This is a genomic window from Mycobacterium leprae TN, assembly GCF_000195855.1.
Lineage (GTDB): Bacteria > Actinomycetota > Actinomycetes > Mycobacteriales > Mycobacteriaceae > Mycobacterium > Mycobacterium leprae.
Genome location: NC_002677.1, coordinates 490,971 through 515,147, shown reverse-complemented (window position 1 = coordinate 515,147; position 24,177 = coordinate 490,971). Strand labels below are relative to the sequence as shown.

Genomic DNA, 24,177 nt, shown 5'->3' with positions numbered 1-24,177 from the left:
CCGGCCTTCCTCGACCAGATTCTTCCGGCTTACTAGCCCCGTCGAGGACGACTATACGCCTAATGCGCAGCCAGCTCGAATACAGTTACGTGACGGACGAGCGGACCATCCTGCCGTTATCCAGCGGCCTATACGCTCCGCGCTTGCACGACCAAGGCACATCGTCGGAGCGCTCGACCACCAACGGCGCGTCAACATAGCGTAGCTTGCCGTCAAGCTCCCGCTCCATTTACGCCCAGCTTAGGCGGCCCGCTGCTCCAAACCTACGCCACACAGTTTATCGAGAATATGTTCGATACAATAACCGTACTCGGCCGACCGAAAAGCGATTGTTAACCCCCTCTTCAACTCTTAAACACGTTTTTAACTCTACGGATCAGACCACAACAGGGGTGCAGCAAAGAATACTGGTTCGGGGAGAAAATCTACTGTGAAGAGAGCACATATAACGATATATAACGCGGCTGAAGAAAAGGTATGCAAGTTTTCTCAAAGCTCACGATGCAGATTCGGCAGACAAACCTAGCAAATCGGAGCTGTCGCCATCGTCGACGACGATGTTCCTGACTTCGATGCGCTCGATCCCCTCCGAGTAGAACGGATTCAGTCGATACCGCGATGCACGCAAACGTTGCAAACGCATACGTTCGACGTCGCTGGACAACCATGACCGACTATCCGGGACTTCAACCTCACCAGATCACCTGCGACAGGTTGCTCTTCTGCCCTCCAAGAAACGACACCAAACTGTTCAACGCGATCACCCATGCCTTGGAACGCCCCCTCGACCTGGACTGACCATGGTGGAAATGCTTGGCTCATCGAGGGTGTAAAGGACAATATAGTGAGCGATCTTGATGAAGATCCGCCACTGCATGGCCGAAGACATCTCTGCAGCCCACACCCTGACCAAACTTTGCGACGACTCCGACAGCCATATTTTCTCCAAAAAAAATTGGTATAAAAAAGATTTAGCTATCAAACCGCAATACGCGGAGCTGGGTCGATACCCTGTGGCGAGCTCACACCGGGATCATGGCCAAGGAGGCAGAAACCGCGAACGGGACAATCTGGCCCGGGGTACGGACGACACCGTCCGGCTTTATCAGCACCGTGCGCGCTCCGATTCACCGCCGTCTACAGCATAATGCCGCAAGTTCGGCGTGAACAGCAATGACAGTTGCATTAGCCGCGATCACCGTAGGATTCCGGACGGCTCTGCTGCACCCGAGGCAACAGCTGCGCGTGGACTCGCTACGAACACTGGCGTCGATGTCGGGGCGTTCGTCCCCCGAGGGCGAGAAACTGCCCTATCTCCCCATCAACCGTGAAGACCCGGTTCAGCGCCTGCAGACCATGCACAGCCGGTTGACGGCCGCACAGAACAGAGCGATCCATCACCTCCCAATTGCATTGCGCGCCCATGCGATCCAACTGTTGAACCGGCTACAGAAGCCTGGCATCGCAACGCTGACAATCAACGCGCCCGGGCCCCGCCGATCGGTTACGACTGATGGGCCAGTGGATGGAGCGCGTACGGACGATCCCGCCCGACCGCACTAAAGCTGAACACTAGGGTCGCGATGTTACGCTACGGCGACGAACTGGTATTCGGCATCACTACCGACTACGACATCGCACCCGATAGCCAAGCAACTTACCAGCGGTATTGAGCTGAAGATCGCGTAGCTGGCACCACTCAGCCACGACTCCGTCCTGCTGTTCACCAAAAACCGCTATGCATGATCATCCGGCGTGTTCCCCACCGAAGCGCACCAGTTCAGACGAGCCTCCACGCCTTATGCACGAGCGCGTCGCTAACCGGACATGGAGCTCCCTGCTGACCACAGTTTCCACCGTGAGATGGTTAGTTAATGCCGGTCACCATAGACCCGCGGCGCCACAGCGCAGCACTGTTCGACCTCGACGCCGTAGTGACCGACACCCCACTCGACTCCACAGTGACGCTGGTCCGGCAACTTCAGGGGATCGGTGTGGGTACCGCCGTTTTTTCGACCAACCGCAACAGCCAGGGCGTGCTGACTGCAACCGGCCTCGACCATCTGTTCCCCGTCCACGTTGACGGCCTAGCTAGCGGAAAAGTCACCATCCTAGTCGCCGCGGCCAACCGCTTAATGGCGCAACCAGGCCGGTGCGTCGTCGTCGCAGTCGACGCGGCCGGCATAACGGCCGCACGCTATGGCGGTTTCGCGCTGGTGCTCGGCCTAGTAATAGGGGAAGATCAGACAGGCCACCGCGACACACTGCGTAACTCCGGCGCCGACACGGTAGTTGCCGACCTAGGTGAGGTCATCGTCCGAACCGGGGACCGCCGGATGTCGGAACTTCCCGACGCGCTGCAGACCCTCGGCTTAACTGACGACCTCACCGCTCGGCAGCCGGCGGTGTTCTTCGACTTCGACGGCACACTGTCAGACATCGTCGATGATCCCGACTCGGCCAGACCCGTTCCCGGCGCGACCGAAGCATTGCAGAAGTTGGCCACACATTGTCCAGTGGCCATACTGTCTGGTCGCGATCTCGCAGATGTAATCAAGCGCATCGGCGTGCCCGGAATCTGGTATTCCGGCAGTCATGGTTTTGAGTCAACTGCACCCGACGGCACACATCATCAAAACGACGCAGCGGAAGCGACGATACCCATACTGGAGCAAGCGGCGACCCAGCTACGCGACCAACTCGGACCAATTCCGGGAGTCATGGTGGAACACAAGCGTTTTGGCGTAGCAGTGCACTACCGTAACGTCGCGCGTGACCGCGTCAACGAGGTCGCAGTGGCGGTGCGCACAGCAGGCCAGCGCAACGCACTTCGGGTGACAACAGGTCGCGAGGTCATCGAGCTGCGTCCCGACATCGACTGGGACAAGGGAAAAACACTCCATTGGGTGATCGATCGCCTGCACCATGCCGGCACTCAAGTAGGCTCAGCTTCGCTCATGCCGATCTGTCTCGGCGACGACATAACCGACGAGGACGCGTTCGACGCAGTGCGCCACACCGACGTTGGGGGTATTCCGATCGTGGTACGACACACTGAAGACGGTAACCGCGCAACAGCCGCATTGTTCACGTTGGACAGTCCTATGCACGTCAGTGAATTCACCGAACGGTTGGCACGCCAGCTTAGTGACACTCAACGCTAGGCCGGCAGGTACTCCAACCGCCCCGTCTTTCAGCACCACCCGCATTTCGTCGCCGCCAAAGCCAACGACCTCAGTACGAAACACCGTCCGCCCTGGCTCGGTTCTCCAAATCAAGGTGGTCAGCGTCTCGCCGGGAAACACCGGTGAGGTAAATCGAGCTGATATTAGGCGCCAAACCTTTACCCAACTCGACGACCAACGCTCGGCCCGGTACACCGTAACGGGACAATACGTACAGGATCGGCTTGAGAAACCCGGCTAATCCTCTCAGGCAAACCACGGATCACTATAAACAACGGATTACGGTCATCAGATAAGGAGGTAAATCAACGCCTAATCTTCACAAGTGGACAGCACGATTCGAGCGTCGCACTCACGATCCAGAAAATCCGGTGCCGCCGGCCGTTGCCCCAACACTCCCCCAAACCCTAGATGACCAGCGTGGTCCGCGTATTAGCGATTCAGCATCCCAGATTCCGGGCCCGTATCGCGGCCACACAACACAACGATCGGGTTCCTGCTCCTCGCCCTTGTCCCTGCAGCTCAACGACCTACGGTGATCCACCGACAGCCTTCCGGCGGCCGGCAACGGCGTATGTAACCGGATGGCCTGTGATCTGTGTAAGACGCAAGGCTCATTTGTTAAACTTTCCGATCTTTGTCGCCACCCCGAACGCCAGACAACAAATCACAACATTAGGTGGAAAATACCTGCTGAGGTGATGTCGTGACTGTTATCTGTGATGAAGGACAGATTCTCGATTCCAACATCGACGCCGAGAGCATACAGTTATGGTATTTTGGTTCGTCAGTTCGGTCAGCATTGGCTCCGTCACCACGCCGATGGCAGCAGGTCTTTTGCTATACGAGTCTCCCTTAAAGGGAAATATTCAAGCCTCCATCTTTTCTGCATCTAACCATCGCAAAACACATTGACACGGTCAGTCCAAAGCAGACTATTGCCACACTCAACCGCACCATGATCTGGAAAACATGCCGACCGTGCTGGACACAACGGTAATCGTCGAAGCCTGCGGCGGAACAACACATGCACGCAGCATCATGTTTACCTTTATCCGAAACGCCTAATCCTATGGATAACGCAAACAGGGTCATCGCCACCGGACATACCCAGTCCCAGCCTTACCCCGGATAGCAAAGAACAAGCCCAGAAAACCGCCGCACCGTTGGCCAGCTAGCTCGGTAAGCCGGTCGAGATCCTAAGTAGCCTACAGTTTATCGACGCCGGCTGGTACAACGACAAAACCCAAGACAATAACCAAACTCAACGTATTTACTGGTGCCGGCAGATTGGATATTAACAGTGATGTCCAGAACGGCATTCCGGGATCGACCTAACGGCAAGAATTTCAATTCTGCGTTCCGTGCCGCCACTTGGAGAATCTACAAACAGCGGCCACCACAAGCAAGTGTGTTTCTCCTCATAGGGTCATAGGGTGCGGCGATCATGGTCTGGACGCTGATGAACGTGAAGAACGGTAAAGACAAGCTGTTGATCAGCCATCCCTTACCGAACATCGGCCGGGTGATGATCACCAGGAGCCCAATTAACAGTTGGAAGCTGGTGGACTGGCACAGCATCCGAAACGTAACCTGATCTCCGCTATCGAAAAGACGTGAAAAGCTATAATAAAAGCACTCGAATCTACGTAACCTGGTTCATCATGTACGCACGAAACATTTTAGAGTCCTAAGTGCAACTCAATTTGGCAAGTGGTTTTGAGATGCATGCTCAAAGCTTGGAGCACGAAGCCCACAAGATGTGGGCTTCGTGCTCATAACATAGCAAATGTGACTTGGAGGCAGACGACCACTCAGGCCATTTCGTACAACCCGATCAACAGACGAATCAAACATTTCACAAACATCACGAAACTGCTTACACGAGGTGTGTGACGGGATGGTCTTATGCACGTATCAAAAAAGCTAACACTATGACCAACTAGCACCTCGATAATTGTTCAACCAACCTCACTCACGCTCAAACCGCTTCGTTGAAGGCCGGACCTCCAGTCCCACTGCCGCCGGCAACGGAAGCCGTGAGAACTTCCTCAGCAGGCTGAGTCACCCCTTCCAGCGGCCCGCTTACTGCCGTGGTAATCGCGCTGCAGCCTGCCGGCACTGAGTGCGCCGTCGCCATGACCGGCTGACTGGCCGTGGCCCAATTTTCCGGCACCCGCAAAGCACCAACCGACACAGCCTGACCTACGCCGGCAACCACTTTACTGGCCGCCACATCCACGCTCACCGCGGTGCTGCTAATCGACTGTATCATTTTCTCCACAGCCACTTGACTTCGACCCAGTGTTTCTGTAACCTGAGAAGCCACTATAGGCATAATACTACTTGCCGTCGAGCTGCTTATGCTGTTCGTTGTAAGCAGACTTGCACTAGCACTCGATATGATACTGTCCAGGCCTCCCAACTGCTGTGTAAGGCTCGTAGCAGAAAGGTCGTTGCTCTGAGAGCTCTGAGAAGGGGTGCCAAACGGCGAATCGCACAATTCAGACTGAGCGACCGATCCACACGTATTGTACGATTGGGACATACTGTCCGATCCGTGTTCTTCGGACTGAGCCACCGAGTCATACAGATTATCGATTGATTCGTAAAGTGAATCGGACGAAGACGAAGAATGAAACGAATTAACGGAATCCCGCCGATCCATGCAATATCTAGAGACCAACTGCGGTGCTGGTTCAAAATTTTCCATTTTTCCCGTTTCTCTGAGCACGGTATCCCGATAGGTCGTCATTGCCGTCGAGTTTTGGACCCACATCAGATCGTAGTCGGCTTCCAAAGCCGCGACCGTGGTAGATACTTGCCCGAACCAGTTTATTGCCTTCAGCGCCATGGTGTGTATGATGTTCCCGAGCACCGTCAGCAGTGGCACCATGCCCGCACGCGCCTCCTCGAAGGCGTATGCCACTGCGTGGAGGACGCGAGCAATCAGCCCGGCATTCTCGGCGTTACCATCCAGCCACGCCACAAAAGTGCTGACACGGCTGGCTAACATATCCGACGTCTCGCCCGCAAATGACGCCGGCACCGCGACGACTATTGTGTCCGACACTTCCTGCGCCGCCTCCATTAACTGCTCTGCCAGACTAATCCATGCCTCAGCGGCGCCCCATAGAGGAGTAGAACCCGGGCCACGACTCATAAGAAAAGCATTGACCTCGGGCGAATACACCATGAAGTCGAACATGATTTTGTTACCTCTATATCTTCTCTATAATCTTCCTACTCGCCGGTAGCCACTCCGATACCGCCAGAAACTTCACACAATACGATGCCCCACAGTGAGGCTTAACACTCCAACACTTAGGAGGCTTAATCCTCTGTGTTTAGATACATATGATCACTGTCCATATAATCACCTGCGGCATCTTTCAGACTCTGGACAAACAACCGACTCTGGTCTACACCCTGAGCGGCATACCCCTCGTACTGCTTCCCGTAGGAACTAAATACCTGCGATACTAGCTTCGACACTTGGTCGGCGGCCGGTGGGACAACCTTGGTGGTTACAGGAGTAAGCTTGGCATTGCATGCCATAGACTCGGAGGTAATGCGCTCCAATCTGCCGGCTGCCATCATCAACCCACCTACTTCTACTCTCAGAAAAAAGGACATAACTATAAAACCCTCCTCGAAAATTAAATAAATCCAAACAACTGAAAGGACAAAACTCAGGTAGTCTAAGTCACCTAAGCTTTCTGGCCTATGACTTTAGTGGTGCTAAGTGCACTAAATGACTAACCTTTCAACACCATCCGCATCATAGATCCATTGGAATAAAGGGGTCTCTCTAATACACGGAATGTATCATAGACTTGCCGGTCAGCCAGAATCAACTGAACTATCCCAGCTTCGCTGGTGACTCTTATCACCCGGAGAAGATTGAGGTGTGGTAGCGCAGCGGAAGCACTCGGAGGAGCTGAGAGAGTAAGCGACGCGGATGACGCGTAGACAGCTCGCCGTGCTCCACGGCAACCGCAAGGGGGCCCGATCAAGCCAATCGCCGAACAGTCCGGTGTGCATCCTGAGACGTTGCGGACATGGGTCAAGGCGTGCCGAGACGAGATTGTTTTTTTATAGTGACGCGCACCCTAGCACGACATCTAATGATGTCAGCCGGATCGCAGAACTCGAGCGCGAAGTCCGAGAACTCAAGTGTGCCCAATGAAATCTATGAACCGCGAGTGCTTTTCGCAACGGCGAAAGTCGACCGCCAACTACGGTGATCGTCGAATACATTGATACCTACCGCGACAAGTTCGGGGTTGACCCGATTTACCCAGCACTGCCCGAGCGGACCGCCTTGTCCACCTAACTAGTATGCCGTCATGCAGCAGAGACTGGTATCGGCAGCTGATGTTGACGACCCCTAATGGTGATGGGCGAGCACCATGTTCGACCTGTGTGTAGCCAACCGGCGCGTCTACGGCGTGCGCAAGCTCAGGAACACCGCCAAACGCGCAGGCCACGACTGGAGGCATGATCATGATATCGGGGTAGCGCGGGTGATGTGTCTGGCCGGCCTCGACGGTATCGTGCGCGATAAGCGCATCACCCGCACGACCGAACATGACAAACAGGCGCCACCGGGACACCGAGTACCTGATCAACCGGGCCTAGTCAACGCCAAGGTGCCTGGATCAGTAGTTGAGTCGCCGATTTCACGTATGTTTAGACGCTGTATGAGGTGTGGCTACACAGCGTTCTGCGTGGATGTGTTCTCCCGCCGCATCCCGGGGTGGCCAGGAAGAACCAGCAAGACCACGGTGTTGGTGACATCGCTGTTTGAGCAAGCGCTATTCATCCGGAAGTACTACGAGTTACGTTTCTTTGCAATGGATTTTAGTGCGCCACTCGGATGTAGGTGATCAGTACACGGCGATCGCATTCACCCATTCACTGAAGTACTGCGCTAGGCCGGGATCGTCGACTCTATCGGCAATGTCGGCGACGCATTCGATAACGCATAGATGGAATCTGCTGTAGGATTGTATAAATCGCATCTCGTCGGTGAGAAAGCCACCTTCACTGGCCGAGCCGAATTGGAACGTGAGACCGCCAAACGGGTACACTGGCACAACACGCCCAGCCTCGCATTTACCGAATCGAGGACGGACCTCCGGTGGAGTACAAGCAACGCTATGATCAAATGGTCACCTCGACCGAGGTGGTCTAGATTATTTAGCCGTCTCCAGCAGAACCAGGTTAGTTCACGGAATGAATGCCAGCAGACCCGCGTGGGCTGCTTCGCGGTTATCAGCAACCCGGGCCAACTTGTCGATCAATACATCGATGACCCGATCATATTGCACGGCAGCGGATTCCACATCGGGTTGATCAAACACCGAGTAGTGTAGCAGGGTACGCACCCACGGTCAGGAAGCCGTGGGTGCGCAGGCCATGAGGTTGGTGGCCTAAATAGATGCGACAGCGTTGCCAGAACACGCCGGGCGGCTGGCCCTGATTGTGGCGAGCAGTCCGGCGTGGGCATCGCTGGTGACCGAGGTAGCCACGCCGGAAAGCCAGCGGGCGGTCAGCGACCGCAGAAACTTCAACCAACCGACCCCGTCTTCGGCGGTGGTCGCATCCACAACCAAGAGTTTCGCGGTAGCCCTCGGCGTTGACATCAGTGGTGATCAGAGCATGCACATTGACCACACGGGACCGGCCTCACGAACCTCGAAACCAGCACATCAGTCAAGCCATGAGTGTAGGGGCCAGCATCGAGCGGACAGGTACGAAAGGCATCCACAACGGTGTCGAGTTCCTTAGCCATCACGCTGACTTGAGACTTCGACAGGCCCACTGGTCCCGAAGGTTTCGACGAATTTACCCATCCGCCGGGGTGGACACACCCAGCAGACAAACAGGTCCAATGCCTTCTCGGCACGTTTGCGGAGCTCCAAGAGCCAATCCGGGAAGTAGAATTAGGAATCCTGCCGCAACTTGGAGATCGCTACATCCAGCGTGCTTGCACGAATATCGAATTGACGGTGTCCGACCGACAGCCACTGCAGCTGATTGGCACGCGTAGCACTGCACTGATCATAGGCCGTCCCGGCACGCTGCGTCGGGTTCAACGCCCATCGGCGCGTAAATGAACTTAGTCAGCAGTTCGCACAGCACATCAGGGTGGGTGACAGTGAGTCGTTCAGCCAGTAACTGAGGCCAAGTGAATATCGTAGGAATTGATCATCGCGTTAATTCCTTTGCTCAAGTTACTTTGCTAGGTCTCTCGATGAATCACGCGATTACACTCAATCCATCCGACTACGACATGCCGGTCCTCAACTCACAGCCTGACTTAATACACCCACCCTTGCTGGACACACTCCCCCAATCTGCAATGTCCTAACTCAGGCACCGATTTATGATTTATCCAGTAGGCTGACCGGATCGAGTTAGAGAAGCCCGTCCCGACAGCATGAAACCCAGGACCACAACTCTGCACAACGCAGGACGGACCAGAGTCTCCGAACTCACCGGACTGGATCAGGTTCACCATTGATCATTCTCTGTATCTTGTGCAGGACAATAGTCACTGTAACGAGTTGCGAATACTTCAGCTTCTGCCTCTGCGGCTTGTTCCGGCGACGGCAAATTCCAGGTATTGCCCACGGATTCACGTAACAGTGCGACGCGGTGCTCATCTCCATCGGCCAGTTGACTCAGTTTGTCTAGGATGAAAGTGTACTGGGCCGACTGCGCCTTCTGCCGCGCCAAGTCAGCAAGAACCAGGATCTCGGAGGCGACCTGTGATTCACTCATCCATGTCACCCTCTTCGAAAGCTCAACATGGTCGATCCGGCCGTCCATCAGCACCGATACCGACACGGTACGTGGGGGGTTCGTCACCGTGAAAATTGCGACCTCTGGCTCCTTTTGTTTTTCATCCTCCTCAGCCTGACCGCGGGTGTTGTCTACGTCGGTTCCGCGGTCCTGGGGCGCCGACGACGACGCAAAGCCAACAATCGGATCTATAGTCCAGTGCGCCGCACCGCCGACGCCCCAGGGATCCACGGTGTCGCAATCATCGCGGTCGAAGTCGTTTCCGGGGAACACCACCACGACATCCCTCCTGAATTCCTGCCACGCAGGAAAAGTCGACATGGGAAGTAGACGTCGGTTAATCCGACGTCTACTTCCCATGCAACGAACTTGGTCAGCCAAACGCCGACTTGATATCTGATCCACATATTTCGTCAGCGTCACAATACATGGCCGCCGCAACTCGCAGAACCCTAGCGAGATCAATACCGCCCGTATGCAAGGACTCGCCAAGAGTTCGGTGGGCGTCCTCATACATTTTTAACGTGTCATTGAACTGGGCGCAGTACGAACCATGACTGGTCGAGACTGCGTTGGCGAGTCCGGCGGCAGCACTGACGCCGGAGGAGGCACAAGCCGCCTCGTTTTCATGTTGCGAGGCCAAGGAATTCAGGTGTTCGCTCTGAACCGTCAAGTTATCTATCATTGATCGCATCCCTTCCGTCTCTTGCTACAGCGCCGGTTCACAATGGATCTAGCTCGCCATATATTGTTAAACGACGTGTTGTGCCAACGCCCGTTTACCACCGCCTGATTGAACTTCGATTGGCGCACGCTCCGCATCGTCTGTGCCCGCTGCTGCGCCTTCCGAGTACTTCTTCTTCTTCCGCTCATCTTTTTTCGACTTCGTCGAAGCGGGAGTCATGCCGCCCATACCTTGAGAGCCGCCCATACCTTGAGAGCCCTGTGCGGAGACCGGCTCCTGCTGTCCGCCAAACTGCTCCGTAGAGAGTTCGGCCGAAACACCGGCTTGGGAACGTGTTCCCTGCCGAGTCGAGGCGGCATGCAGCTGAGCCAGTTGCGGCAAGCTCCCTAAGCCGAGCCCGGCCCCAACTCCGGCCAGGCTGGGTAAGTTTTCTGTGCTCAATAAGCTCTCGCCGCTTAGTAACCCGGACGAACCGGCCAAACCGGGAACACCAAACAAACCGGTCACCTGGGACAAGCCGCTAGTCGCACCACTCAGGCCAGGGATGCCTCCAAAGAAGGAGTGCAGTCTCGACCACCAGTGCGAGAACAGTCCAAAAAACCAATGGATGATCTTTTCCACAATATCCTTCAGGCCCGTTAACGCGCCCGCTATAAAATGCCATAGGTGATCCACAATGCCCTTTATGATCGCTACTCCGTCCGAAACTACGTCCGCGACAGCGGACGCCAACAGGTGCGCCAACCGAGCCAGCAAAGCAACGAATTTAGCCGTATGGATCGCAGTCTGGACGAGTAGGTAAGCAAGCCCGCCGCTCACTGCGGCCATGGCAGCTGCGCAGGCCTGAGCCTGTATGGAAGCCGACATGACAGATCCGACAAGCGGGATGTAGTTCAGGTCTATAGCCACCGGACGCACGAACAGGAGCGCCTTCTTCGCGCCATCCAGGATGCCGCGTGTCGTCTGGACCGAGTTGGCCTGGTTATGGATTAGCTCGATAAGCTCTTTATCCAGCTCAGCCAGCTCCTGAAAAATGTCCACCCGTTTACGGTTTTGGCCGGCGTATTTATCCGCGGCAGAGCCTAGCCAGCCGTCACCAGGAAACGCCGCCGCCAGGTGCTCAAGCGCTTTTTCGAAGAACGATAATGAAGAGTAGAGCACTCCCCCGTCATTGGGTACTCCTATCCCCAGGAGTGCATGCCAAGCTTCAATGGCCTTTAACGTCGGATCGATGATGAATGCGCCGCTCATGCCTGCCGCCTACATCCTAACAGTCGTCGCTATAGAATATAATGCCGTACCATGACTTATATTGACCTGTTATTGCATATTGTACGATTACCTTCAGACCGCCACGCTAAAAAAATAATTAGATGGATGAGCATAATGTAAAATAAATATTCTAGATATCTTTAAATATATTAAATTATATCGTTAATACACTATAAATGAATATAAAATCATTTAATTCATAAGATTATTAAGTCATAATTTTTCGAAATTCACTCAAAGATAACACAAAAATTCATTACAAAATCCTTTAACAATGTTTAGATTCTCGTCAACACTTAAAAATTTTTTCGTTATAGTGATCTTTAGGCAAAATCTTCCAAATACAATATATACATATTTAAATTTCAATGCTCTGATTTCCAGGCATGATTAAACTTTTGATGTTACCGCATACTAGACTACTAGACAGCGCATCGTACAAAATCGACTCGACATGGAATAACCGTAATCGTATACTGCCTGCAGATCTGCTTCGATCATAATTAAAACAGTTTTCCCCTTCCAAGCGTTAAATCTTGTTCCAAGCGTTGAATCTTGCGCATCAGCGAAACAATGCCTGAACGTGACGCCTGTCGTCCAATAGACGTTCGCTACCGGCTCATAAAATAAATTTATCAAACTAGTGCTTTCTGGCTTCAACTCACACTCCAATTGTATTGGAACAATGAAACGATACCACCAGTCAAGACCCAAGTAGAATCTACACTCGATAATTATTTGTGCGGGTTGTAGGCTGAGCGATCATCAGGAAGTCACATGCCCGCATGTTCCCTCATGTTTAGTCCTCGTTCGACTACTGTTCTTTTATTCTTTAGGATGAGACCCGATGCTGGCGTCCAGCAACATGATCCCGTCGACAAGAAACACACGGTGCGCCACAGTGAAAAATGCGTCGCAGTGCTCATACCCAAAAGGGCCGAAGGCGCCGATGCTAACGATCCAATCGACGTACTCATCGAACTGCTCCCAGCCTTGCAACAGAATTCACTTGGAATTGAAAAGGGAATTTTCATACTGTGCGATAAATAATCCAACATGATTGGCGTGGCTGTGACTCAACGTGAAGCCCACGACATTGACATCGTAGGCTTGCATCGCGCGGACCTTATTTAGGAGCATCCCAACCGCAAACAACGTCAAGCAGCGTCATGCACGGTGGTAATCCGAGTTTGCCGAATGCGAGATAGATTTTGGCTATCCAGGCCTCTTCCAGCGTAATGTCGTCACGTTAAAAATATGCACAACTATACGTCTAGTTCGTGTCAAAAAATCCGGAAGAAATCATCAGCCAAGTGCGCCTTCATATAGTCGAAATTTCAAGTTAAGTCGCCTTGTTGAGGATTTGGGCATTTTGTACACCGTAACAACCTAATCACCAGTTCCAGTATCGTTACCACGATGCACCCTAGTTTTCATCGACGTCGATTACCGACATCGATTAGGCTGTGGCTCTGGTATATCTACTGGCCAACCCTGACATCAATCTCGTCGGAATAGTATCTCCCGGCGAAAATATTGAAGTCGAGCAGATGTGCGCGAACAACCTTGGCTTGGTCAAATTGTTCCGGGCCACAGCCATACCCGTGTGCAAAGGCAACGACAAGCCACTGTGCGACCAAGTAGCCTGAGAATGCAAAATTCCACAGCCCAAATATTGAAACTATGCCGAGATTGAAACTATGCCGAGCTGCCCTCCACTGACTGCCGGATTGCCAGTTACGATGCCACGACGACTTGGATAGATGCCGCTCGCACCCACGCTGAGAACCGAATCGGCCTCGTCACCGGGACGCCGACCAACTTGGCTGTGTTATTGTACACCGAGTCGGCACGCCCGACGCTCCTAAGCCGGCTAGTGATCATAGGCGGCGTGTTCGACGGCTCTGGCCAGAGCAAAGTCGCGGCCGAATGGAACAATCAGGTAGGGTGAACCCAGAGGAGGCAAACAAGGTATTTGCGGCTTGGACTGAGCAACAACAACTTTCGATCGTATGCAGGTTGGATCTGACGCTGAACATCCTCACCAAGCTGGTGTCTACCGCAGTTCTGTCTCCGTTGATCCAGGTGATCAAGGATGCGCTGCGCTTAATACATTCGAGTCTCACGAGGCTCGCAACCTAGGGTGCGTAGCGTATATGCATGATGCGCTGGCTGCTGTAGTCACACTGGATCCGGACTTGGTGACAACCCAGGCCACGACAGTGGAGGTCGAGCTAACATATCCGCTTGACTTGACGGTCGCCGACTGGTCCTCGGATTGAAAGCCCAACTACCTTGATCTCCATTGGCGTAGCCCCTGCGGCGTTTTTCTACCGGGTAAATTGGCCGGGTTGGGTCGTTCGCAGGTCAGATACCCCAAGCGTAACGCCACTGTAGAACGCGGAGCACCCGCAATTGTTCACCGCCGATGCGGCCAGCCCGGCCGGGCTCTGCTCACCAACGGCACAATGCACGCAAGCTGCCGACAGCCCAGATCCATCCAATGGGGCCAGAATATAGTAGATTTAGGTGCTTAACTTGAACGAACACCTATTGCGTCATAATCATACGTCACATCGTGCTGTTTCTTGATCCTACAGTAGTAGCGGCATCAGGCCTAAGCAGCTTCGGCCCCTGCTATCTTCGCTTGGCCATCTGCGGCCACCTAGCCATGCCACGATGTGAAATTCATGCTGGCACACGGTATCGACAACTCTACCCAGTGTTGGGCCAATCAGAGAAGCATTCATCGACCCCCCTGCGCCAGCACATCGGCGGCAGATCAGTGGGCGTATATCCAGTTCAATTACCCCGACACTAATCACTAATGATTGGTACACAGGCATTAACGACATTAGGGACGCAAGCGGTCACGTCGTTTAGATAGCGAGTAACTGACCGCAGACCAGGATGGCACTTTACGATTATTCCCAAGGCGCAGCTGTAGATGGGCTTCGTTACCTCGACTGCGGTGCTGGACAGGATAGATCCGGCGACCGTGTCCAAACCGCTGCAGCCTGAGTGCGCTGACCACATCGCTGCGGTCGTTCTCTTTGGAATGACAAATTTCCAAGCCATGAACTTCCTCGGCGAGTCACCGGTCGCCATCGGCCCGGCCCATCAAGCCAAGGCCATCAAGGTAGGCGTCCCGAAGACCCGGTGTGCTCTGACGAACTCAATTTCACTGCCCACAACAGTTACACAGACGACGTCAGCATGGCCAACCAGAGAGCAACTTTTGCGGCCAATCGCCTTGTCGTAGGTCTCGGCGGGCCGAGTATCCATGGTGCGGTCTCCGAGCGGAGACCCTAGAGCGCGAGATGTTCGGTAGATAGGACACGACGTCACCATAGAATCCACCTGATGCAAGCTCATTCCGATTCAGTAACAAACGACGGTGAGAAGTTTTGGATCCAGTGGGCCCAGGCTGATCCGCGAGCATGAACGGCGTAGTTGAAGACGAGTTCGCGGCGCGAACGTTCCAGCTCGTAGAGATGTGCGCTATAGCCGGTTCGGCAATGGACCATGCTACACACATTGCTTCTGGCCGATATCGAATTGGCCAAGGCTGTTATCGCTGAGCGCAAACACATCGCCGCGACGAACTCAACCACCGAAGAAACCACATTCTTGTTGCTCGCCAGGGCTACCAGCCGGTAGCCGCGAATCTACGCGAAATCGTCAATGTCTACCCGGAGGGTGCGGATACAGAACACATGACCGACCTGGCGGCGCGGGTCACTAATACCGCCCGGCCCCATCACCCTCACCATGCGATACCTGCACAGGTTCGCGGACACGTGGCCGAAATGGGTGCACTGGCGGGCCCCATTAGCCTATCCTGCGCAGGAAGTACTGTTGTCACGCGAGCCACGGCTAGCAGCGCAAGGATCCCACGGTGCAAGCCGATCCGGTTGGCCTACCGACAAAACGCGCCTGTGGGTCTACAGCGACAACGGAACACCGACGAACATCGGCAAGAGAGTAGTGTGGCAGGGCAAGTCATTTGACAAAGGAACGTTGCCTTCAAGAAGGCCTATACCGCCGCTGCCGGTAGCACAGCAGCAGCGCACGCTCGCTGTCCAGCAGTACCTGGGCACGGGTGGTATGACCCCCTTGACCCGCGGGTCACCCGTATCGGATTTCCCTGTCCATCAAGTAATGCCATTGGGTCGTCAAGCAACACAGCCAGCGACGGCTCGGGAAGTTGGCCGCGCCACAGTTGACCCGAGTCGGCCTACGGTGCCGACTCACCACCCAGCGAGGTCAACGTGATGTGTTCGGCCGGAGCGCGACCACCGAACAGTACGGAATACCCGCACCCGCCAAGCCTAGAAGTTCGTCCCGCTCCTCAACGCCATAGCATAACGGCAACTGCAGTTCCTCAGCAGAGACCACCTCCACCTCCACCGCCTGCAGCGATAACATTTTCAACTCGGACATGAGCCGGTCGCAGGCAGTCCGATTGCTTGACGGGCCATTCAGTTTCCAATGCACCCCGATCGGCGGTGGCATTCTCGGTCAACGGCTTGGCGCACCACCACACCCGAGTCAACTCTTCGACATTAGCGGTGACGGCGTAAATGGTCAGTCGGGTAACATACCACTCCTGCGGCCATCAGTGCCTGATGCAGTGCGCCAATTTGTACAGATGCGGACGTTCGAGTTCGCCATGGGCCGGACCGGTGGGCGGCTACCCCATAAGCGCCGAACCTGTGAGGCCACATCAGTAACCAACAGTGCGGCGGTCAACCAGATCGGCAAGCACCGCGTTGTTACCTGCTGTCCGGACCCGAAATAGCGGGCCGTTCCTCGCATGACAACACCAAAAGCCCGAGCCGGCAACACCTCGAGGCGGAACACCAGATCGTCCACGGCCGCGATCACTCCCTCAAAAAAATGGGCGCCGCGGTCAATGGCAACAGTCATGACGTACAGTTGCGGGCATCGGACCGCCACCTCACGACGTCGCAGCCCTCGCCGGACTACCCTTGCGAGGGGCGGCCCGACGAGTAGGAAGTCACCCGGTTAGCCAAAGTGACCACGACCGGGACTGTCGCGACCGCCGGCCAGTCCATGAACCAAATCGCCAACATCCGGGATGATGAAGTGACCGGAAATCGCCCAGGATAGCTACCAGACACTCAATCCTGTCTTCCAGGACACAGGCCACTGACCCTCACCCGGACCTCCCGACGTGCCCGAATCCGAGAGTGGATGCGCCTTGGTTGCTCATCGTGATCTCATAGCCATAGACTCGGCCCTCCAACCGAGTCAGAATCCCTTGCCAGTCACCATCGGTGACCAGCAAGATAGCAACAACCTCATACTTTTAACACAGGTTACCACTGCCCGCGCCCAAGTGCGCGGCACCAGGTGCCCACATAGACCAAGTACCACCAGAACCATGCCGTCAACAAACACCGCTAACCACTTCCACTGGATCAGTCGCGGTACCCGGTATCACCGCGAGCCGGCTCAGATCCGCCCCCAGACTCCACAGCGGCTAGCAGTCCGACATCAGGCAGACCAACGGGTTGACCCAGGCGGCCGTCACCACAACAACCACGCCCAACAGCAATGACCGAGCTGACAACACCGCCACCGTCCCCCGCGTAATGTAGTACATTGCCGGCCCCTCGGGTCCAGCGCTTCAGCAAGCCACTGCGGGACAGCCAGCCGAGATTCCGGTTTCGGTAGCAGAGCAGGTTACGACTTGCCTGGACGCCTTTTCAGACATCAAAGCCATCCGACGGCACAATGCTTCGAGCTGATCAGCGCGATTCTCATACCGCTGGTCAGGGGCTAAAGCCGCGGTCACGACTAGCCTCCTACCAGATTTATGGAGACACATAACTCGAATTCATGCTCGGGCAAACACCTGGCCTCCGCCACCCGTCAACCATCGACCGCCGACTCGTCAACGAGGCCTGCCAGTATTGAAATTCAGTTACTATTATCTACGGCAAGCGCGCGGACGAAAAATGCTCAGAAGCCTTACCGCACAACAATTGATTCAACTCATGTCAGACGGCGTAAGACCAAACTGTCGATGCGCCTGACCCAGCGTCACTGCCGGCCCCACGAAAGGACTCCTGATGAGCACAGGAACGAGTGTACCACTGCGCGTGGCTAGCATTATGCTGATCCTGGGACTGCTACCAGCAATCCTGCCGGCGTGTGGTTTCTCAGAGTCACATCACAAGCTGACCATCGGCGTGTCCTATCCTACCGCGAACAGTCCGTTCTGGAATGCCTACACACGCTTTATCGACGAGGGAAGCCACCAACTCGGTGTCTATATCAATGCCGTGTCGGCTGAAGAAGACGAACAAAAACAACTGTCCGACGTTGAGACCCTCATCAACCAAGGCATCGACGGGCTTATCGTCACCCCCCAGTCAACATCGATCGCTCCCACGCTGCTGCGGATAGCCACCCAGGCAAACATCCCGGTGGTCGTAGTCGACCGCTACCCAGGATATGCCCCGGGGCAGAACAAAAACGCTGATTATGTGGCCTTCCTGGGACCCAATAATGAGAAAGCCGGAAGCGGCATTGCTGAAGCACTCATGGCTGGCGGCGGGTCGAAATTCCTTGCCCTCGGTGGCATGCCCGGCAACTCGGTGGCCCAGGGCCGCAAGGCTGGCCTGGAATCAGCGCTCACGGCAGTCGGTCACCGGCTTGTGCAGTTTCAGTACGCCGGTGACAGCGAAGACAAAGGCCTTGCCGCCGCCGAGAACATGCTGCAAGCACACCCCGCCGGCGACGCCAACGCCATCTGGTGCTTCAACGACAAACTCTGCCAGGGCGCAATCAAAGCAGTATACAACGCCAATCGTGAAAAGGAATTCATCTTTGGAGGAATGGATTTGACACCGCAAGCAATCGCAGCGATCGAAAACGGATTGTACACCGTCAGCTTGGGCGCCCATTGGCTAGAGGGCGGGTTCGGGCTGGCAATCCTCTATCGCAAAATCCACGGCCAAGATCCTGCTGAGCGGATGGTGAAGCTCGACCTGCTCAAGGTTGACAAATCCAACGTCGCCAAGTTCAAGGCCCGCTACATCGACAACACGCCACACTACAACTGGAAGTCCACAACCCCGTTCGATATGACGATCACCTTGAACTGATCAAAAAATGTCCGATCTGTTCCAGACAACCCGTACTAGGCAACTCCTATGGTGCTTTGTAAGCGCTTAACTGGACTCAGAACACCGTCGCCGCAGTTGAACCCACAACAAACCCTGGGTTTACCAACGAGAACGGCAGGGGATGCTTAGCCAGGACTGGAACAATAGTCCAGACGCTGGCTGAGCGACCAAGCAAATCACCAAAACCGTTACACATGAACTGGGCGAATACCACAACGTCAACCGAACCGCACATCGTACTCAAGCACAGTTGTACTCTCTGATGCTGTGGCCGACATTACATCAGAGGGCGTGGATCACACGACGAAGTGTGACGCCGAACAATACTTCCAAGCGATTGTCACATCAATGGCCGACGGAGTCATTGTGGTAGACATCGACGGACGGATTGAGTCCATTAATCCCGCCGCTACTCGGATATTGGGCTTACGAGCCCACGATGTCGTTGACATGAAGCATGGCCATCCATTCTGCTTCTACGATACAGACAATCAGCGGGTTGATCTTGAGCGTGAGGTCATGCGCGTCGTACGACGCGAAGTAACAACGGTAAGCAAAGTCGTCGGCATTGACCAACACAGTGGCCAGCGGTTATGGCTATCGGTAAACGTGAGCCTGCTTGCGTACAAGGCTCCCCCACACTCTGCACTGGTAGTCTCGTTTTCTGACATTTCTGCCCACCACCTTTCGATCGAACGGCTCACCTACGAGGCAACCCACGACTGTCTCACCGGTCTTGCCAATCGCAGGTTTGCGGAAGACCAGATCACCAAATCACTGCAGCATGACGAACGCTCTCGATTAGCTGCTGTACTGCTTCTTGACCTCGACGATTTCAAAGTGATCAACGACTCACTAGGCCACGACGTAGGTGACGCGGTGTTGCAGACTGTAGCGCAGCGACTACGCTCGGCTGTGCGGCCCGACGATGTCGTCGCGCGGCTGGGCGGAGACGAGTTCATCGTACTACTCCGGGGTCCCCTTTCGGACATGAATGCTAACGACGTCGCAAAAAGACTGCACACAACACTGTCCGAGTCACTCGTGGTCGACCAGCTCACGGTGCCTATCGGAGCGAGTGTTGGCATCCTTGAGGTGAGACCTGACGATCGACGGCGGGCCGCCGACATTTTGCGTGATGCCGACTCCGCGATGTATGCAGCCAAGAACAAGAAACAATGTGCCGTCACGCCGCAGCAGCTGGTACCGTTCGTCGCGCTGATCGCACTGTTTGTGTTTTTTACAGCTGCGGCCGGAGCTAAGTTCTATGCACCATCAAATCTGCTGGTCATTCTCCAACAAACCGTGGTGCTGGCGATCGTCGGATACGGCATGACTTTCGTTATCATGGCAGGCTCCGTTGAACTATCGGTGGGCTCGATCGTCGCATTGACTGGAGTCACCGCGGCACTCGTGGCTGCACAGAATCAATTCGCTGCGATCGTCACCGCCCTGCTGGTGGGGTTGGCTGCTGGGATGGTAAACGGCATCGTTTTTGCCTACGGGAAGATTCCGTCATTCGTTAGCACCCTCGGCATGCTTCAAGTCTGCCGTGGTATCACCCTGATGATCAGCGACAGTTCTGCCAAACCGATGCCGTTTCACGGAATACTGGGTGCAATGGGAGCCATGCCGTGGATCCTCATCGTCTGTCTTTTCGTCACAATCCTGGCAGGGATCTTATTCCAATTCACCATGTTTGGTCGGTGGGTCAAAGCCATCGGTGGCAACGAACGTGTCGCAACGTTAGCCGGGGTACCTACCCGCGGGATCAAAGTCGCGATCTTCGCGATCTGCGGACTGACAGCAGGCCTCGGCGGTATCGTGCTTGCTTCCCGCCTCGGAGCCGGGACACCCACCGCAGCAACAGGTTTCGAGATCGATGTCATCGCCGCAGTCGTCATCGGCGGCACGCCCTTAACCGGCGGATTGGGACGACTCAGCGGAACGCTGATCGGTGCAATAATCATCTCGATGCTCTCCAACGGCATGGTGTTTATGGGTGTTGGGAATGCCGCCTCGCAGATCATCAAGGGAATTATGCTCGCCGCTGCGGTTTTTGTCTTCCTACAACGCCGCAAGATCGGCATTATCAAATGATAAACGTCGTATCATCCGAGTCAGCGGCACTAAAGCCAGTGCGGTCATTCACCCTGCTTAGCTAACTCCCTGTACCAAACAACAAACACCTGAAACAAAGTTTTGAGAACGCCCTATGAGTGAGCACAACCCAGCAGGGGCGCCAGGGGCGTCGACTGAGGTAAGAGTAGCCATTGTCGGCGTGGGCAACTGCGCGTCCTCGCTAGTTCAAGGTATCGAGTACTACCAGAACGCTGACGACACATCGACAGTGCCCGGTCTTATGCACGTGCGGTTCGGACCCTACCATGTGCGTGATGTTAAATTCGTGGCGGCCTTCGACGTAGACGCCAAGAAGGTCGGCGTAGACTTGTCGGACGCGATCTTCACCTCAGAGAACAACACCATCAAGATCGCCGACGTGCCACCCACCAATGTGGTGGTGCAGCGCGGCCCAACACTGGACGGCATCGGCAAGTACTACACCGACACCATTGAGCTGTCAGACGTTCCACCCGTCGACGTAGTCCAGGCACTAACAGAAGCCAAGACAGACGTGCTGGTGTCCTACCTGCCGGTGGGTTCCGAAGAAGCCGACAAGTTCTATGCCCAGTGCGCCATCAACGCCCGCGTAGCGTTCGTGAACGCGCTGCCGGTGTTCATCGCCTCCGACCCAGTGTGGGCCAAAAAATTCGCCGACGCCAGGGTACCGATCGTAGGTGATGACATTAAGAGCCAGGTCGGCGCAACCATCACTCACCGGGTGATGGCCAAGCTGTTTGAGGACCGCGGGGTGCAGCTGGACCGCACCATGCAACTCAACGTGGGCGGCAACATGGACTTCCTGAATATGCTCGAGCGCGAACGGGTGCAATCCAAGAAGATCTCCAAGACCCAGGCCGTAACGTCGAACGTGCATCGGGAATTCAATACCAAAGACATCCACATCGGTCCGTCAGACCACGTCGGCTGGCTCGATGACCGCAAATGGGCCTACGTCCGACTGGAAGGCCGTGGTTTCGGCGATGTGCCGCTGAACCTCGAATACAAGCTCGAGGTATGGGACTCACCGAACTCAGCGGGCGTCATCATCGACGCGGTACGGGCAGCAAAGATAGCCAAGGACCGAGGGATCGGTGGACCAGTGATCCCGGCTTCATCCTACCTGATGAAAAGCCCGCCGCAACAGCTACCCGACGAGATCGCGCGTGCCCAGCTCGAAGAGTTCATCATCGACACCAAATAACGGTTCCGCATTCACCGGCAACCCTGAGCGCCCGAGGAGCGCCAGCGACGTGATGTCATTCCGGAAAGTTTTCGGCGACCGCTATTCCCACTCGATGGTGCCGGGCGGTTTGTTGGTGATGTCCAACACCACGCGGTTAACCTCAGCAACCTCGTTGGTGATACGCGTCGAGATGCACTCCAACACCTCATAAGGAACCCAGGTCCAATCGGCTGTCATGGCATCCTCGCTAGACACTGGCCGCAGCACGATCGGGTGTCCGTAACTGCGATTATCCCCCTGCACACCGACCGAACGTACGTCGGCCAGCAGCACTACCGGGCACTGCCAAATCTGGTAGTCCAGACCCGCCGTGGTCAGCTCCTCACGCGCTATCGAGTCGGCCCGCCGCAGCGTGTCCAGCCGTTCGGCAGTCACCTCACCAACGATCCGGATGCCCAGGCCAGGACCCGGAAATGGTTGGCGAGCAACAATTTCCTCCGGCAGGTCCAACTGTCGACCGACCGCACGCACCTCGTCTTTGAATAGCAGCCGCAGCGGCTCAACGAGCTTGAACCTTAGGTTGTCGGGAAGACCACCAACATTGTGGTGGCTCTTGATGTTCGCAGTGCCACTGCCCCCACCGGACTCCACCACATCCGGATACAGTGTGCCCTGAACCAAGAACTCGATCCCGGAATCAAAAGTGCTGTCACCCAACAAATCCCGTACTGCACCTTCAAATGCCCGGATGAACTGGCGTCCGATAATCTTACGCTTGCCTTCGGGGTTGGTCACACCCGACAGCGCCTGAAGGAAAGTCTCGGCCGCGTCGACGGTAACCAGCTTAGCGCCAGTAGCGGCGACAAAATCACGCTGCACCTGTCCGCGCTCACCGTCACGCAGCAGACCATGATCGACAAAGATACAGGTCAATCGGTCTCCGATGGCGCGTTGCACCAGTGCTGCGGCCACTGCGGAATCCACACCTCCAGACAGTCCGCAGATCGCATGGCCGTTGCCGATCTGGGCACGCACCTGCTCGACCAGCACACCAGCGATGTTGGCAGCCGTCCAATCCGCGTCAAGCCCAGCGAAATCGTGCAAGAACCGGCTGAGTACTTGTTGCCCGTGCGGGGTGTGCATCACCTCCGGGTGATACTGCACCCCGGCCAGACGCCGGTCCCGGTTCTCGAAGGCGGCCACTGGGGCACCCGAGCTGCTGGCAGCCACGTCGAATCCATCGGGCGCGGCGGTGACCGCGTCACCGTGACTCATCCAGACCGGCTGGACACCAGGAAGACCCGAATGCAGATCACCGCCAAGGACTTTCAGTTCCGTCCGGCCGTATTCACTGGTCTTGGTTCGGGCGACAGTCCCGCCGAGCACCTGAGCCATGGCCTGAAACCCGTAGCAGATCCCGAACACCGGCAAACCGAGGTCAAACAGCGCTGGATCGAGCTGCGGAGCACCTTCCGTATAGACACTGGCCGGTCCACCAGAAAGCACAATCGCCAGCGGATCACGGGCGGTGATCTCCTCGATCGAGGTGGTGTGCGGAATTACCTCGGAAAAAACCCGTGCTTCTCGAACCCGGCGGGCAATAAGCTGTGCATACTGCGCACCGAAGTCGACCACCAACACGGGGCGGGGCGAGGGTTCGGGCTGGTCGAGGCCAGCAGAGTCAGCCACGGGCAGCCAGTCTAGAGGCTGGCAGCAGCTCCCGAGGCAAGCAGCAACGCACAGGGCTGCCTCGCGATCAAC

23 protein-coding genes and 5 pseudogenes are annotated in these 24,177 nt (G+C 55.6%); 12 read left to right on the top strand and 16 right to left on the bottom strand.

The genetic code is table 11. The annotated features are described in order from the left end of the window. Positions 1-85: 85 nt before the first annotated feature. Positions 86-229, bottom strand: coding sequence for a hypothetical protein (locus tag ML_RS18460; RefSeq protein WP_414085507.1), 144 nt, complete (start codon positions 227-229; stop codon positions 86-88). Between the two features lie 625 nt (positions 230-854). On the opposite strand from ML_RS18460, the gene ML_RS02035 reads away from it, so the two are divergent. Both ML_RS02035 and ML_RS02030 read left to right on the top strand, forming a co-directional pair. Beyond that, positions 855-1,148 (top strand): hypothetical protein, encoded by a 294-nt coding sequence (locus ML_RS02035; protein WP_145985167.1) that lies wholly within the window; start codon positions 855-857, stop codon positions 1,146-1,148. A gap of 25 nt (positions 1,149-1,173) precedes the next feature. Then, entirely contained in the window at positions 1,174-1,563 is a 390-nt protein-coding gene (locus ML_RS02030) for a WS/DGAT domain-containing protein (protein ID WP_049769649.1), read from the top strand. A gap of 23 nt (positions 1,564-1,586) precedes the next feature. On the opposite strand, the gene ML_RS14930 is transcribed toward ML_RS02030, so the two are convergent. Then, a complete protein-coding gene (locus tag ML_RS14930; RefSeq protein ID WP_156511918.1) occupies positions 1,587-1,727 on the bottom strand; it encodes a hypothetical protein in 141 nt (46 codons plus the stop codon). A gap of 147 nt (positions 1,728-1,874) precedes the next feature. Here ML_RS14930 and otsB point away from each other — a divergent pair, with 147 nt between their 5' ends. Continuing rightward, positions 1,875-3,164: a trehalose-phosphatase gene (gene otsB / locus ML_RS02025; RefSeq protein ID WP_010907716.1), complete on the top strand. Its 1,290-nt coding sequence runs from the start codon at positions 1,875-1,877 to the stop codon at positions 3,162-3,164. Positions 3,165-3,179: 15 nt separating this feature from the next. On the opposite strand, the pseudogene ML_RS02020 reads toward otsB, so the two are convergent. Then, a pseudogene (locus ML_RS02020) lies at positions 3,180-3,988 on the bottom strand (MaoC/PaaZ C-terminal domain-containing protein); the annotation flags it as partial. Between the two features lie 169 nt (positions 3,989-4,157). Here ML_RS02020 and ML_RS18455 point away from each other — a divergent pair. Beyond that, positions 4,158-4,782 (top strand): annotated as a pseudogene (locus ML_RS18455) (histidine phosphatase family protein). 384 nt (positions 4,783-5,166) lie between these two features. On the opposite strand, the gene ML_RS02015 reads toward ML_RS18455, so the two are convergent. Together ML_RS02015 and ML_RS02010 are read right to left on the bottom strand one after the other, a co-directional pair. Next, positions 5,167-6,393: a PPE family protein gene (locus tag ML_RS02015; RefSeq protein WP_010907715.1), complete on the bottom strand. Its 1,227-nt coding sequence runs from the start codon at positions 6,391-6,393 to the stop codon at positions 5,167-5,169. A gap of 125 nt (positions 6,394-6,518) precedes the next feature. Continuing rightward, positions 6,519-6,782 carry a PE family protein gene (locus tag ML_RS02010; protein WP_269147085.1) on the bottom strand — a complete coding sequence of 88 codons (264 nt, stop codon included), beginning with the start codon at positions 6,780-6,782 and terminating at the stop codon, positions 6,519-6,521. Between the two features lie 815 nt (positions 6,783-7,597). On the opposite strand from ML_RS02010, the gene ML_RS02005 reads away from it, so the two are divergent. Continuing rightward, positions 7,598-8,074 (top strand): hypothetical protein, encoded by a 477-nt coding sequence (locus ML_RS02005; RefSeq protein ID WP_049769648.1) that lies wholly within the window; start codon positions 7,598-7,600, stop codon positions 8,072-8,074. Here the strand turns inward: ML_RS02005 and ML_RS02000 are convergent, their stop codons facing one another. The 7 genes and pseudogenes from ML_RS02000 to ML_RS18445 form a co-directional block, all read right to left on the bottom strand. Continuing rightward, the gene (locus ML_RS02000) at positions 8,075-8,284 is read right to left on the bottom strand and encodes a hypothetical protein (RefSeq protein ID WP_145985166.1); all 210 of its coding nucleotides are present in this window, start codon (positions 8,282-8,284) and stop codon (positions 8,075-8,077) included. It abuts the gene before it with no gap. Positions 8,285-8,425: 141 nt separating this feature from the next. After that, a pseudogene (locus ML_RS17215) lies at positions 8,426-9,395 on the bottom strand (transposase); the annotation flags it as partial. Positions 9,396-9,704: 309 nt separating this feature from the next. Further along, entirely contained in the window at positions 9,705-10,271 is a 567-nt protein-coding gene (locus tag ML_RS01980) for a secretion protein EspD (protein ID WP_172591946.1), read from the bottom strand. 97 nt (positions 10,272-10,368) lie between these two features. Continuing rightward, positions 10,369-10,689: an ESX-1 secretion-associated protein gene (locus ML_RS01975; RefSeq protein WP_010907712.1), complete on the bottom strand. Its 321-nt coding sequence runs from the start codon at positions 10,687-10,689 to the stop codon at positions 10,369-10,371. Between the two features lie 57 nt (positions 10,690-10,746). Next, positions 10,747-11,931: an EspA/EspE family type VII secretion system effector gene (locus ML_RS01970; RefSeq protein WP_010907711.1), complete on the bottom strand. Its 1,185-nt coding sequence runs from the start codon at positions 11,929-11,931 to the stop codon at positions 10,747-10,749. Positions 11,932-12,777: 846 nt separating this feature from the next. Further along, complete coding sequence (locus ML_RS18450) at positions 12,778-12,951, bottom strand: class I SAM-dependent methyltransferase (RefSeq protein ID WP_269147057.1); 174 nt, start codon at positions 12,949-12,951, stop codon at positions 12,778-12,780. 127 nt (positions 12,952-13,078) lie between these two features. Then, positions 13,079-13,162, bottom strand: a complete 84-nt coding sequence (locus tag ML_RS18445) for a hypothetical protein (RefSeq protein WP_269147084.1) — start codon at positions 13,160-13,162, stop codon at positions 13,079-13,081. 256 nt (positions 13,163-13,418) lie between these two features. Here ML_RS18445 and ML_RS17730 point away from each other — a divergent pair, with 256 nt between their 5' ends. The 4 genes from ML_RS17730 to ML_RS17200 all read left to right on the top strand — a co-directional run bounded on the left by ML_RS17730 (position 13,419) and on the right by ML_RS17200 (position 15,612). After that, positions 13,419-13,601, top strand: a complete 183-nt coding sequence (locus tag ML_RS17730; RefSeq protein ID WP_239494159.1) for a nucleoside hydrolase — start codon at positions 13,419-13,421, stop codon at positions 13,599-13,601. A gap of 59 nt (positions 13,602-13,660) precedes the next feature. Next, on the top strand, positions 13,661-13,903 hold the full coding sequence (locus ML_RS14915) for a nucleoside hydrolase (RefSeq protein WP_330944695.1): 243 nt from the start codon (positions 13,661-13,663) through the stop codon (positions 13,901-13,903). Positions 13,904-14,108: 205 nt separating this feature from the next. Continuing rightward, positions 14,109-14,234, top strand: coding sequence for a nucleoside hydrolase (locus ML_RS14910; protein ID WP_231846686.1), 126 nt, complete (start codon positions 14,109-14,111; stop codon positions 14,232-14,234). Between the two features lie 1,255 nt (positions 14,235-15,489). Beyond that, on the top strand, positions 15,490-15,612 hold the full coding sequence (locus ML_RS17200) for a hypothetical protein (RefSeq protein ID WP_269147056.1): 123 nt from the start codon (positions 15,490-15,492) through the stop codon (positions 15,610-15,612). Positions 15,613-16,218: 606 nt separating this feature from the next. On the opposite strand, the gene ML_RS18440 is transcribed toward ML_RS17200, so the two are convergent. From ML_RS18440 to ML_RS01945, 3 genes and pseudogenes are all read right to left on the bottom strand, one after another. After that, complete coding sequence (locus ML_RS18440) at positions 16,219-16,356, bottom strand: hypothetical protein (protein ID WP_414085506.1); 138 nt, start codon at positions 16,354-16,356, stop codon at positions 16,219-16,221. Between the two features lie 136 nt (positions 16,357-16,492). Beyond that, a pseudogene (locus ML_RS18435) lies at positions 16,493-17,048 on the bottom strand (hypothetical protein); the annotation flags it as partial. 83 nt (positions 17,049-17,131) lie between these two features. Beyond that, a pseudogene (locus ML_RS01945) lies at positions 17,132-17,773 on the bottom strand (hypothetical protein). 277 nt (positions 17,774-18,050) lie between these two features. Between ML_RS01945 and ML_RS01940 the strand changes: the two are divergent. The 3 genes from ML_RS01940 (at position 18,051) to ML_RS01930 (ending at position 22,434) form a co-directional block, all read left to right on the top strand. Continuing rightward, on the top strand, positions 18,051-19,088 hold the full coding sequence (locus tag ML_RS01940) for a substrate-binding domain-containing protein (protein WP_010907710.1): 1,038 nt from the start codon (positions 18,051-18,053) through the stop codon (positions 19,086-19,088). Positions 19,089-19,376: 288 nt separating this feature from the next. Continuing rightward, positions 19,377-21,209, top strand: coding sequence for a diguanylate cyclase domain-containing protein (locus ML_RS01935; RefSeq protein WP_330944609.1), 1,833 nt, complete (start codon positions 19,377-19,379; stop codon positions 21,207-21,209). A 115-nt stretch (positions 21,210-21,324) separates the two neighbouring features. Next, positions 21,325-22,434, top strand: a complete 1,110-nt coding sequence (locus ML_RS01930; RefSeq protein ID WP_010907708.1) for an inositol-3-phosphate synthase — start codon at positions 21,325-21,327, stop codon at positions 22,432-22,434. A gap of 81 nt (positions 22,435-22,515) precedes the next feature. Here the strand turns inward: ML_RS01930 and guaA are convergent, their stop codons facing one another. Continuing rightward, positions 22,516-24,105 carry a glutamine-hydrolyzing GMP synthase gene (gene guaA, locus ML_RS01925; protein WP_010907707.1) on the bottom strand — a complete coding sequence of 530 codons (1,590 nt, stop codon included), beginning with the start codon at positions 24,103-24,105 and terminating at the stop codon, positions 22,516-22,518. Between the last annotated feature and the right edge of the window lie 72 nt (positions 24,106-24,177).

Bases quoted from the DNA above. Each gene is read 5' to 3' on its own strand.
- ML_RS01930 (WP_010907708.1), top strand. From the start codon at position 21,325: ATGAGTGAGCACAACCCAGCAGGGGCGCCAGGGGCGTCGACTGAGGTA.
- ML_RS01940 (WP_010907710.1), top strand. From the start codon at position 18,051: ATGAGCACAGGAACGAGTGTACCACTGCGCGTGGCTAGCATTATGCTG.
- otsB (WP_010907716.1), top strand. From the start codon at position 1,875: ATGCCGGTCACCATAGACCCGCGGCGCCACAGCGCAGCACTGTTCGAC.
- ML_RS02030 (WP_049769649.1), top strand. From the start codon at position 1,174: ATGACAGTTGCATTAGCCGCGATCACCGTAGGATTCCGGACGGCTCTG.
- ML_RS02010 (WP_269147085.1), bottom strand. From the start codon at position 6,782: ATGGCAGCCGGCAGATTGGAGCGCATTACCTCCGAGTCTATGGCATGC.
- ML_RS01970 (WP_010907711.1), bottom strand. From the start codon at position 11,931: ATGAGCGGCGCATTCATCATCGATCCGACGTTAAAGGCCATTGAAGCT.
- ML_RS14910 (WP_231846686.1), top strand. From the start codon at position 14,109: ATGCATGATGCGCTGGCTGCTGTAGTCACACTGGATCCGGACTTGGTG.
- ML_RS02005 (WP_049769648.1), top strand. From the start codon at position 7,598: ATGTTCGACCTGTGTGTAGCCAACCGGCGCGTCTACGGCGTGCGCAAG.
- ML_RS18460 (WP_414085507.1), bottom strand. From the start codon at position 229: ATGGAGCGGGAGCTTGACGGCAAGCTACGCTATGTTGACGCGCCGTTG.
- ML_RS02015 (WP_010907715.1), bottom strand. From the start codon at position 6,393: ATGTTCGACTTCATGGTGTATTCGCCCGAGGTCAATGCTTTTCTTATG.
- ML_RS01975 (WP_010907712.1), bottom strand. From the start codon at position 10,689: ATGCGATCAATGATAGATAACTTGACGGTTCAGAGCGAACACCTGAAT.